Source organism: Mucilaginibacter sp. P1_A3 (assembly GCF_056406855.1).
On the sequence record NZ_JBFTZJ010000006.1, the window covers coordinates 174623 to 186761 of the forward strand.

At 43.6% G+C, this 12139-nt stretch carries 7 protein-coding genes; 3 read left to right on the plus strand and 4 right to left on the minus strand.

The window, feature by feature from the left end; genetic code table 11:
* Window positions 1-2: 2 nt before the first annotated feature.
* The 3 genes from AC1D0K_RS14000 (at window position 3) to AC1D0K_RS14010 (ending at window position 5364) form a co-directional block, all read left to right on the plus strand.
* Window positions 3-680, plus strand: coding sequence for a hypothetical protein (locus tag AC1D0K_RS14000; RefSeq protein WP_477393457.1), 678 nt, complete (start codon window positions 3-5; stop codon window positions 678-680).
* Window positions 681-688: 8 nt separating this feature from the next.
* Window positions 689-1639 carry a hypothetical protein gene (locus AC1D0K_RS14005; protein ID WP_477441820.1) on the plus strand — a complete coding sequence of 317 codons (951 nt, stop codon included), beginning with the start codon at window positions 689-691 and terminating at the stop codon, window positions 1637-1639.
* A 122-nt stretch (window positions 1640-1761) separates the two neighbouring features.
* Entirely contained in the window at window positions 1762-5364 is a 3603-nt protein-coding gene (locus AC1D0K_RS14010) for a family 43 glycosylhydrolase (protein ID WP_477393461.1), read from the plus strand.
* Between the two features lie 387 nt (window positions 5365-5751).
* On the opposite strand, the gene AC1D0K_RS14015 is transcribed toward AC1D0K_RS14010, so the two are convergent.
* The 4 genes from AC1D0K_RS14015 to AC1D0K_RS14030 all read right to left on the minus strand — a co-directional run bounded on the left by AC1D0K_RS14015 (window position 5752) and on the right by AC1D0K_RS14030 (window position 11786).
* Entirely contained in the window at window positions 5752-6768 is a 1017-nt protein-coding gene (locus AC1D0K_RS14015) for a metallophosphoesterase (RefSeq protein ID WP_477393463.1), read from the minus strand.
* Between the two features lie 7 nt (window positions 6769-6775).
* Complete coding sequence (locus tag AC1D0K_RS14020; RefSeq protein ID WP_477393465.1) at window positions 6776-7783, minus strand: YncE family protein; 1008 nt, start codon at window positions 7781-7783, stop codon at window positions 6776-6778.
* A 61-nt stretch (window positions 7784-7844) separates the two neighbouring features.
* A complete protein-coding gene (locus tag AC1D0K_RS14025; protein ID WP_477393467.1) occupies window positions 7845-9050 on the minus strand; it encodes a right-handed parallel beta-helix repeat-containing protein in 1206 nt (401 codons plus the stop codon).
* Window positions 9051-9062: 12 nt separating this feature from the next.
* Window positions 9063-11786, minus strand: a complete 2724-nt coding sequence (locus AC1D0K_RS14030; protein WP_477393469.1) for a TonB-dependent receptor — start codon at window positions 11784-11786, stop codon at window positions 9063-9065.
* Window positions 11787-12139: the final 353 nt, after the last annotated feature.

Sequence of the window (12139 nt, forward strand, 5' to 3'; positions counted from 1 at the left end):
ACATGAAAATCAATAAAATAACTTACTGCTTTTTTACATTGCTGATCGCGGTATCGGTATTAACTACGGGCTGTAAAAAAACATACATCACAGAGGATGGGGTACACAGTGCCAAAACAACATTAAGCACATTTGATTATCTGAAAAATCATCCTAATCATATTTTTGATACACTAACTACGATCATTAAGCATTATAATATGCAGGACGAGGTTAATAAGGCCGGTACTTTTTTCGCGGCTACAGATTATTCTATCAACCGTTATTTGCTATTGCAAAACAGGCGCGTGCAGATGATAGACGAGAACAATAAATTTACGATGGATAGCCTGTACGCCCGGTTAACACCGGATTCGCTCAGGCAATACCTGTTTGCCAAACAAATAAAGATCAGGGATTTTACCGACGATCTGATCCATGTAAATACAAACCTGGCTAAAATTTCCTGTGGTGTTCAGCGAATCAAAAGTACAGATCCTGCTTATTATACCTTTTCATCCGCTCCGGTGTATTTTTTGTATTACGTAAAAATAAGGGGGGCACTTGATGTACCTGGCCAATTGCCTACACCGGCAAATCCGGCCGACGTGACCGTTTCCTGCCAAACACAGGGCATCGAAACCTCGTCGGGCGGAATCCTGCATGTGCTATCCAACACCCATACTTTCGTAACTTTTTAACCTGTATCATGATGAAAAAGAACTTTATATATTTATCATATTTTGCTTTTTTACTTTTAACCGCATTTGGAGGATGTAAAAAGCCGGAGGTAGGTTATATTAGTAATAACCTCAATTATAGTCCGCAACTGTTGATAGTGCCGCAAGGCATTACCATGTATTCCAACGCCATCAATTCTGATCAATCTACGCAACCCTTAACCGTGAAATTACTATCGATACGGAACAGGCTCACCGGGAAGGAAGCAACGGATATGTTAAAATTAGATACAATAAGCACATTCTCCGGGCAAATAACCGATGCCGATTCTACATTGGCATTGTTAAACGCAAAGATCACCAAAAGCCTAAAGCCACCTTTTAATGTAAACCCTTTAGGTGGCAGGCTTGAATTTAGCACCGCTACAATCAATGTCGATTCGGGTTTTTATGATATCGATGTGCAGGTAAGTAATCAACGCGGTACTAAAACACTGATCAACGCATGCCAGATACAGCTGGTTGCCAAAATAAACTCATCTATCGGCTCCACATTTTCCTCTTATTCGGATGTTGGATCAGAAACTAACTTTGTATCATTATCCAGCCCTACAGCAGTTGTTACCCGCACTGCTTCCGGGCCCAATAAAGTGATCATTAAGGTGGTTGACCGTAACGGGGTGGCGTTTGATCCTTCGGCTGGCCAGGTTATCAATCGTGGCGACAGGGGAAATTATGCCCAGATGAATCCGTATTATCCAGTTGTAAAAACTTCTACCGGAATGGAATGGGGTTTCCCGGTTTTACCCAATGGTTTCCCCATCAAGTTAGGCGCTAATGGTACATTGTGTTATTATAGGATCCCAGGTGCTTATAACACTTTAAACAAGAATGTGAACTTTACGTTCGATGCTTTTAAAGTGTTTTCGCCCGGTACGTATACGCTTACCATTACCTTGCCTACAATTACAAAAAAATAAATAATAAAATAGTTGATCCTGGTTAATTTAGTTGAAACGAAGATAGCCGTCCTGCAATGTGCAGGCGGCTTCTTTGGCTTGGTTAATATGAACAAACCGAAGGGTTATTTATACTTTACTGCATGAGTTTACAACGGTGTGTTTTGCTGCCTTTTATTCTGTTTACCTGTTTCCTTGCCGTAAAGGTTTCAGGCCAAAGCCAGGCCGTTTTGGCCGGGAATGGCAACCCTATAATCCCCGGCTATTTTGCCGATCCGACGATAAAAAAGTTTGGAGATACATTTTACCTGTATACAACTACCGATGGTAACGGTGGGGGCCTGGGGCCGTCACAGGTATGGACTTCTAAAGATTTTGTGAACTGGACAATGCAGGATATGAACTGGCCTACCACACACAATTACTGGGCGCCGGATGCAACGCAGGGTAACGACGGGAAGTATTACCTGTATTATTGCCAGCCCACGGTTGAAATATATGGAGCATCAGCATCAACACCGGTTGGGCCCTGGACACCTTTGTATGCCGATAATAAACCGGTACTTACCAATCTATACGTCCCCAGTGTAATAACGCTTGACGGGCAAACTTTTAGAGATGACGATGGTGAATTTTATATGACCTGGGGCACCTGGGGTATTTACCCGGGTTATGGTTGTGGTATAGGGCTCTTAAATCCCGATATGAAAACATTTGCTAAAACGGCGCAGATACCCAATACCGATGCTAAGGATTTTTTTGAAGGCTCTTTCCTGTTTAAGCGCAAGGGTATCTATTACCTGATGTACTCATCGGGTTTTTGCGAGAACGAAACCTACCGGGTACAGTATGCCACAAGTAAAACCGGGCCAATGTCTGGCTATGTATACGGAAAAAACAGTCCGATACTTACCACCAATGCCGATGGAACGGTTCATGGGCCGGGTCATAATTCTGTATTACAGATTGGGGATGAGTATTACATTATCTATCATCGCCATAACAATCCACATTCGGGTGGGGGGTATCACCGGCAAATTTGTGCCGATAAGCTTGTTTTTGACGCGGATGGCAATATTGAAAAAGTGATCCCGACGCACACAGGTATCGGCTTACTGGCGAAGACCACGAATCCGTACCCCAACCTGGCCTATCAAAAAAAGGTAACCGCTTCTTCATTTTACAGCGACGATTATAAGCCGGAGTTTGCAGCAGACGATAATAACGGAACCTTGTGGAAATCTAAAGATAACAGTACGGCACCTGCATGGTTACAGGTAGACCTGGGCACTATCACCACCGTGAAAAAGGTGCTGACGCAATTTGAATATGCCACCTGGTATTACCAGTATTTTATTGAATACTCCATAAATGGAAAAGATTGGCAGATTTTTGCCGATAAAAGGGATAACCGGTGGCACGGCAGCCCCGTGATTGACGAGAAGGAGGTACAAGCACGGTACATCAGGCTGACCATCACCGGCACGGAGCAGCCGGGTTTATATAAGGCAGTGTGGAACTTAAAGGTGTTTGCAGACGGGAACCACGAAGCTGTTCCGGCGAATATCAATCTGCCAGTAGCCAGAGCTAGCTTTAAACAACAGGGCTTGCTCATTGATGTTGATGCCGATGGCCTGCAACCGGGAACGATGGTTAAGGAATGGGCCAATAAAGGCGCTTTAGGCGGTTCATTCAAAACACAAGGCCGATCCCCTTATGTAGATTTTGTTGCGGGTAAAAAAGCGGTTGTTTTTAAAGCCGGGCAAACGTTGAGTTCTGGTTTTAATGTGCCAAACTCGCTGGCAGGCAATAATAGCTATACGGTTTGTTTTTGGGCTTATACAGGCCAGCAAAAAGGCGAAAACCCGGTGCTTGACTGGGCCGATGCGGGGGGAGATTTAACCGCTGCCACTTTCGGTTACGGTAGTAACCGCGATATGGGGGCGGCCCGGCATGGGGGATTTTCGGATCTTCCTTATAAAAAGGACATTGACCTTGCCGGCAGGTGGCACTATGTTGCCATCAGTTTCGACGGCACTTTTGAGAAAGTATATGTTGATGGCGAGCTGAATAACCAGGAGAATAAAATGCTTTTTATAAAGCCGGCCGCTAAATTTTTGATCGGTGGTCAGCAAGCCGGCCCTGCCCGTTTTTCAGGGGCGATAGCTTCACTGCAGGTTTATGACATGCCTTTAACTGATACCGCGATTAAAGCGGCTTTTAGCCACGTAAAACAGCCGGATGTGGCAGTTTACCTTGATGCTGCCAAGCTGCCTTATGGCCAATTAAAAAACTGGGATAATGACGGTGAAGCGGGCGGGCATTTTACACCGGTAGGTACGCCGGCCGAAGTGAGGGATGCGGCAGGGCGAATAGCCGTTTATATAGATAGTAAACATCCCCTGGTGTTGGATAAACCTTTATCCATTGGTAAGGGCAATGCAGGTTACAGCATAGCGGCAATGGTATACAGCGAGGCACCACAGCAGGGCAAATTCGTCAGCGGTTTTATGCCTGCCGCGATCAAAAATAATGATGATCTCAAATTTATTGCGGGAGCAGGTAAATGGCACCTGCTCGTTAATACGTATACCAGTAAATTGGTAAAGGAATACCTTGACGGTCATTTAACCTTGACTAAGCGGTCAGCAATATCAGCAAAAAAAGCAGGTACGCTGGCGCTGGGGGCAAGCGGCGTGGATAGTTTTACAGGTTCAATCGCCAGCCTGGTTGTATATAAACATGCGCTTACCGGGGATGAAATCAGCACCCTGGTCGCTACCTGGCGTCAAAATATGCACCAGCCTGCGGGGGCTGAGCTGGTTTATAAAAAAGCACCCAAAGCCTTATCCCCGGAAATGATAGCTATGGAAGCGGGTTCGGCTGATGAGTCTGCCGACCTGCAATATTATTTTTCAGGAGGAAATGAATTAACTCCCCGTAATTGGACAGATAATCCCTATTACATCGATTATGGTCTTTCTCCGGATAAAACTTACCGGTACAGCTATAAGGTAAGGGATAACTTTGGCAATGTTACCGGCCCTTCTGCCGTAGCTACCGCCGGCACCGGGTTATCACAGTTTGTGATAGCCGCCGATGATTTTTCGGCCAACAAGGATTTTATTACGGGCGATGTGGCTGGCTCTGTATGGGACGGGGTGCTGGGTAAGGGTGTTACGCAGACTAATACCAAAATAGTGGCAGCTGATCATGCGCTCCGGATGGCATCCGTTGGTACCAACTGGGATGGAAACACACCCTATGGCCCCTTTTTATACAAAAAAGTCGCAGGCGATTTTGTTGCCGAAGTGGAGATCACTAATGTAAGCGGGCTGGCAGAGAAAAAAGTAGCGGGAAACCATGAGTCAGGCCTAATGGTGCGGTTGCCCCGCGATGAGGCAAGCGGCAATGGCAGCGAGCAGCTTTTACAGAATGGTATTTTTCCTGCCTGGAATGTAGGCAATATGCTCACCAACCTTGTGGATGGTGACCGCCGGCAAACCAATGCCCAATCTGCCTGGAATTTTAACCGTTACCTGCAAATTCAACGTAGCGGGGATCTTTTTTATATCCGCACCAGTACAGATGATATCCACTGGGTGGATCTGCCCGGCAGCCCGGTATTGCGCTTGGATATGAACGGCAAGGCAGTGCAGGTTGGTTTGTATCAATGCACTTATGGTCCTCAACCTGGCTTTGGAAGTTTTGCAAATTTTAAACTGGTGAGCACCAATGGAAAATAACCTTTAAAAGCCGGGTTTCTCTTTTTATAATATTTTATAAAACGCGTTTCGTCAAGCTGAAAAAATTACTGGCCTCCTCAATTTTTGAGGAGGCCGGTTTAATGATAAGCTAAAAGTTTTTTTAATCTCATGCGACATCACAAATGGGCAGTACGGCTGATGCTGAAACAATCGGCGTTTTTGATAGCATAAAGGTTATTTTTGAGCAAAAGAAAGGCCGCAAAACAGGTGTTAAATCTGCTTTGCGGTCTAAGGTGAGGTCCGATCACAGTTCTCGAACACCTTTTATTGATGATTTGAAGAAAAAGTGTCTGTAAATGTTAGTTATAAAATAGTAACCGACTAACCTGAACATACCGTGACCGTTGACCAGCTTGTAACTGAACTCTAAGCCTTCTTTAATTCTGTTTCATACAAAACCTTACCAGCCTGATTGATCGCTTTTACATTTAAACGGTTTGCATCAACAGAAAAATACATAAAACCATGCTCTGATGCCTGGAAACGGCTATAAGCTTCTCCCTCAGTAACTTTGGTAAGCTCGGAGCCCGCGCCGGAAATAAATTGGTGTGTAAAACCATCAAGCTTTAAGTGTTGCAGGGAATGTTCATGGCCCGACAGGTAAACATCCACCTTATGATCATTCAGGGTTTGATATAAGGCTTTTTTTATGGTAATGGTATCGTAATTATTGATACGCGGCCCAACGGTACAAAATGGATGATGCCCCACAACAATTTTCCATTTTACATCTGCAGATGCTTTCTCCAGCGTTTCGTTAAGCCATTTCATCTGCGTGGCCACATAAACAACCTTATCTTCATGTAAAAAAGGGTCGGTATCCATCATGATAAAAAGCACTTTGTCTTTCTTCTTATCGGCTACTGCGCTTTTTATTTCCTTGTCTTTATCCTTATTCAAGCTTACTTCTTTGGCATAGTAACGGGCAGGCATATTCCACCGCCTACTTATCTTACTGTACCTGATCTGTGCATCAACATCAGAGTGATGATCATGATTACCAAATACCGGGTACCAATCGCACTGTAGTGAGTGAGCAGTGTAAATATTTTCGAATGAGTAATGCCAAAGCGGGTCGGTTTCGCTAACCACACCTTTTGGGTAAAAATTATCACCTACCGAAATAACAAAATTATTTGGATGCGCCGCGCCCCATTCGCCCATTTGTTTGGCAACCTCCAACTGGTCATATTCACCGTTGCGGCCCCAATCACCAAGTGCCATAAAGTGCATGGGAAAATCATCTTTTAAAGATGCGCTTGGGGATAGGTCGTCACTTTCAAAATGGGTAACCTGAGTTTTGGCCAGGCTGGTTAAAGGGCTTATCAGGGTAGCGCTAATGGCACCCATGGTAGTATTTCTTACAAAGTCTCTGCGTTTCATGCAATTGTTAATTTAAACGATAAACCAGTAGTTTAAAGCTATCTGGAACCGGTGTTTTTGTACCTGGCTGAAAATCAACCACTGGCAGATATAGCTTATGGGTTAACAGATCAATAGCCATAGTTTTGGCCCTGTTTTGGGTGGTTATCGTTTGTATCAGTGTATAAGCATCCGGTGTATCCTGTTTAAAAACGGTTGCGGTGCCATCCCCGTTAGAAGCAATTATCAGCTTGTTTTTAGCATCATAAACAACAGCATCTACACCAGCACCAATAGGTAGGGTTTGCACAATTTTGCCGGTTTTGGTGTCAATTACACTCAATCCTTTGTTTTCGCGACATACGGTAAATAAGCGTTCATTTTGTTTATCTAAAGCCAAACCTGTGGGGCCACCACAAGGCGCGAGCGGGTAGTTTTTGATCACCTTTAAGGTTTTTGCATCAATTACATTTAAGCTGCTTTTATCTTCCAGATTGTTGTAAATAATGCCCTTGCCATCGGCAACAGCAAACTCAGGAGCGCCGCCCATATCTATCGTGGCAACTTGCTTTAATTCTTTGGGATCTACCACCACACAGGCGCTGCTATGGCCTTCAAACGCGAAGATCTTTTTTGAATACGGATCATAAATAATACCATCGGCGCCATTACCCGTTACCGGAATTTCTTTAACAACCTTTAAGGTTTTAATATCAAAAGCTATGACTGCGTTGGCTTTACCATCGCTTATAAAGCCAAGGTTAAGCTCATTTACAATGGCAATGCCATGTACGCCTTTCATATCGGCAATGGTGCCAATTACCTTTTCGGTTTTAAGATCCACAACATTTACGGCTGTACCATGAGATGCATATAAAACCTGGTTAATTTGATCAATATATACATAATCGTATCCGCCGTTGCCTGGCAGGGGGATGGTTTTATCGGCCAAATAACTTAGTTTTTGGGCTGAGGCGAAAAAAGGGAGTATGGTAAGTAAAAGGAAGGCCAATAATTTGTAATTGCTGATTTTCATGTTTTAAGTTGTTAAAAGTAAATGAGGACAGGCGCGAACCCATCCTCCAAAATAATTTATTTTAGTGCAAATTGCCTTTGCCATCAGAGGTGTAGGCCCCCAGATCAAGGTTGTATTTGGTATTTCCTGCACTAAAAGCCGGTGAGGTGCTTTGTAAGCGAAAATCGTTAGTATTAGGATAGCCATTTGGTGCAGCAACAGTACCGTCAAACTTCAAAAACAAAGGATCATAATTACCTATTTTTTTCGAAATAAGATCGGTTGGCTGTGGTTTGCCCAAGCCAGAGGCCGGGTAAAAATTATCCCGGATATTGATCTTTTGTGCAGGATCAACAAGATCGGCATAGGTATCAACGGTGGCATAAAACAGGTTGTTGCCATAAGTGGTGTGCACCAGGTCGCCATCGCTAAAAAGTTCAATACCATGGTAATCATTCACGATGATGTTATTGTAAATATGACCAATAGCGTTTACACCCACTGAGATCGCGCGGCCAGGTTCGGCCGAACCTCGTCTCCACCCGTTAGAAACCAGGGTGTTGTTATAAACATTCACTTCGGTTTGCGGGAAGGGGATCTTAGAGCTGGTTTCGAGTTTAATGCCCGAACCGGCTTGGCTAAACACCACGTTGTAGGCCACTGTACCCGTAACGCCGGTTTTAAGGTTAATGCCTTCGCCATCAGTACTACCCGATGAACTGATGGTGTTTCTGAGGATGGTTACCTTAGCCCCATTACTTAATGCCATTAAATCATCCTGCCCATTGGTAAACCACGAATCTTCAATATCAACATTGATAGCTTTTTTTACTTTAAGGGTTCCTCTGGCACTGCCCGAGGCATCTGGCCCACCGGTATTATCAATATGTGTCCATTTTATGGTGATAGCCTGAGCTGTGTCACATTGTAAACCACCCCAGGTTCCCGGCTTGTTACTATCAGAGTTTAAAGAGATAGGCTGGTCTTTGGAGCCTAAAAATTGGAGAACACCCTGTACTGTAATTTGCGCGTTGTTTTTAACAATAACAATGGCACCCGGTTGTGCGGCCAGCGTGTCGCCTTTTTTTACGGTGATATCGGCCGTTATGGTATAAGTTTGGCCGGTTATTAGGGTACCCTTTACAAAGCCACTGATGTTGCCCGGCGTTATAGGACTTGATGCCGGAATTTTTATTTTGGTAAAAGAGGTAATTTCTTTTTTACAGGCACTTATGGTAACTGCAAGCAGCAAACCAGCTGCAAGCATTTGTATATTTTTAAATTTCATTTTTTTAGTTAATTAAAGTGAATAACGGAACCCAACATTGAAACTCACATTATAAACATCCCTTGATTGTACCAGGTTATTGATTTTGATGGTGGTAGGAGTATTGAGCAGATTGTTTGCTTTTACAGTAAGCATAAAGTGCTTGCTTACCTGTTTCTCACCGGATAGCGAGAGAAACGATTGTGGCTGCTGGTAATAATCATACCCGTAATTGGCGTAAACCAATGAAAGGGTTTTGCTGGTATAGGTATAGGCTAACTGCACAAAAGCCTTTTGTTTATCGTTTTTATACAATAGCGATAAGTTAACCACATCGCCGGTTTGGCCTTGCAGCGGCCTGCTCTGTAACCTGGGTACAGATGTACTTACACCCGATGCATCTGTAGAAGTGTAAACTTTGGTGGTGTTAATATTGGAGTAAGTATAGGTGTAATTACCCGATATACCCAGATCGCCAAAGTATCTGCTGTAAACGATCTCGGCACCCGCAACTTTAGCGGTCCCAAAGTTTTGCGGGGTAGTGCTTAGCTGCCCGCCGCTTGAGCCATTTAGGGCAAACTCAATAGGGTTTATTATGTTTTTATAAAAGCCGCCCACAAAAAACTGTTCTTCTTTTTTCGGAAAAAGTTCGTAACGTAAATCGTAGTTATCGGCCTGGGTATGGAGTACTAAAGGGTTACCCGTTACATCGGTGCTTTCGCCAAGGGTTGGTGTAGGTACCAGTTCATATAAAGCCGGACGTGAAATTGATTTAAAGTAAGATGCCCTTAAATTAGATTTATCGGTAAGCTTATATTTTAACTGTAAACTTGGTAACACATCGGTATATGTTTTTTTAGCGCTGCTGCGGATATCCAAAACTACAGGGTGGGTATCATAGCCTTGTTCCGTACCTTCAACACGTACGCCGCCTACAACGTCTAACTTATTGAGTGTTAATTTGAACTCACCATAACCTGCTTTAATGTTTTCATAAGCAGTATAGTTGGCCTTGTCGCTGGCTAATGAACCGGTGACATCATAAACTACCCAGTCTGCCGAGTAAATATCAGTGAACGGACTTTTAACGCCGTTGGCAGTAGCTGTTGGCCTTAATGAATATTCGTTTTGGATATTATAACGGGTTGTATGCCTGTAAATACCGCCGGCCTTTATTTCTAAAAAATTGTTTTGGCCAAGTGCTGTTTTGTAGCCCAGGTTGGCCGCAGCGCTAAGGTCTTTATTGCCGCTTTTTTGCCATATCCGTGATATATTATCAAAATAATCAGGCGTACTGGTAAAATCAGGGTTTACGAGGTGGTTGATAGAAATATCGGCCCTATCCGGTGCTTTTTGAGTAGAGTTTGAGTATACGCCAGCCCAATCAAAGGCAAAGTGCTTTGATAAAATATGCTTTCCCGTTAATTTAAGGTTCTCCACAAACTGATTTTGGATACTGGAGCGGTTATCATTAAATACGGTACCGGTACCAGGGCCTATCCTTCCTCCGTTGCCGCCTAAAATAGAAGTATCAACACTTAACCGGGTTTGGGTGATGTGCGTGTACAGGAAAACGTTATCAACACTGATCTTATTCTGATCGTTAAATTTATAATCAACATGGCCAGATAAGCCATTGTTTAATTGCTGAGTAGAGTAAGTGCGGTTAGCTATATCCGAAATAACCGGCTGAAAACCTTTCCCCGGGCGGGTATCTGCATCGGCGGTGTTAAATTGAGAATTGGTTCCGTAGTATTGGTTCTGGTAGCTATCGCCAATAATAAAACCTAATTTGTTGTTGAAAAAGCGCCTGCCATAGGTAAAACCTAACAAGGAGGTTAGCGGAGCATTGTTTTTAGTAAAATCGAGATTGGGCCTGCTAAAGTTACCGGGTTTGGTAATGTATGAGGCGCCAAATCTATCTGCCGGGCTTTGGCTTTGAACAGCGCCATGACTGAAATTGTCAAACTTGCGGTTAAAAAACAAGGCGCTGTAACCTACAGAACCATTGGCCTTAAAGTACTCATACTCCGGTGCATCTTTAAACACCAGGTTAACGGTACCCCCAATGGCATCGCCTTCCATTTCGGGTGTTAAAGATTTGCTAACCTCAATTTTCTCTAACAGATCTGACGGCACGATGCTAAGAGAAATAAACCTCGATACCGGATCCGGGCTGGTTACTTTAACACCATTGATAAGCGTGTTGTTATAGCGAGGCTCTAAGCCGCGGATAATAGCATACGCTTCATCAGACCCGCTATTGCGCTGGATGGTAACCGCAGAAACCCTTTGCAAGGCATTGGCTGCATTAATGTCAGGTGATCTTTGCATAGCCTGCGCAGATAGGACATTGGTAATATTATCCGCGTTTTTTTCTGTCCTGCGGGAGGAGGTTTCCGATTCTTCGTTGTTTTTCCCGTATACACTTACCTGTTTAAGAGATACCGATTTTTCTGACAAATTAATATTCAAAACAGATATTTGGCCATCCGATAGCCGGATAGTCTCTTCGTATTCTGTATAACCAACATATTTAACCTTTACTTTATAGGTGCCGGGAACTATATTGGTAATGGAATAGTGTCCGAATGCGTCGGTAAGCGCAGCGCGCTTCTGGCCGTCAAAGTGTATGTAGGCCCCACTTAGCGGTTCTTTGGTCTTTTCGTCAACAACCTGCCCTTTTAAAACGGCCTGCTGGGCATAAGTAAATGATGCGGCAAAAATAAAAATAGCAATCAGGTAAAACTTGTTCATTATGGCGTGTTTTTTCCGCAAAACACCCCGTCAAATCTGGAGAAATACTGAATAAATCAGCCGTACACAATAACTTAATCTTTTGATAATCAAATAACAACAAATAGGTCACTCCTGTATGGGTACATTACGTTTATCATGCAATAAGGTAATTTTAATTTAACAGACGATGGGTTAAAATGAGGTGCCATCATTAGTATCTTTTTAGTTATACTCTTAAATGAAACACGGCAGTCTTTTGACTATACTCACTCAATTTAGTCCCCATAACCGGATGTGAGGTGTAACAATACCGTACAGGCAGAGAGTTTTGGTGATGCTTAGGGCCAATCCCCCGATCTTTTAGCGAATAG

What these genes read in the sequence shown, in the direction of transcription:
- AC1D0K_RS14000 (WP_477393457.1), top strand. Translation starts at nt 3, where the DNA reads ATGAAAATCAATAAAATAACTTACTGCTTTTTTACATTGCTGATCGCG.
- AC1D0K_RS14005 (WP_477441820.1), top strand. Translation starts at nt 689, where the DNA reads ATGATGAAAAAGAACTTTATATATTTATCATATTTTGCTTTTTTACTT.
- AC1D0K_RS14010 (WP_477393461.1), top strand. Translation starts at nt 1,762, where the DNA reads ATGAGTTTACAACGGTGTGTTTTGCTGCCTTTTATTCTGTTTACCTGT.
- AC1D0K_RS14015 (WP_477393463.1), bottom strand. Translation starts at nt 6,768, where the DNA reads ATGAAACGCAGAGACTTTGTAAGAAATACTACCATGGGTGCCATTAGC.
- AC1D0K_RS14020 (WP_477393465.1), bottom strand. Translation starts at nt 7,783, where the DNA reads ATGAAAATCAGCAATTACAAATTATTGGCCTTCCTTTTACTTACCATA.
- AC1D0K_RS14025 (WP_477393467.1), bottom strand. Translation starts at nt 9,050, where the DNA reads ATGAAATTTAAAAATATACAAATGCTTGCAGCTGGTTTGCTGCTTGCA.
- AC1D0K_RS14030 (WP_477393469.1), bottom strand. Translation starts at nt 11,786, where the DNA reads ATGAACAAGTTTTACCTGATTGCTATTTTTATTTTTGCCGCATCATTT.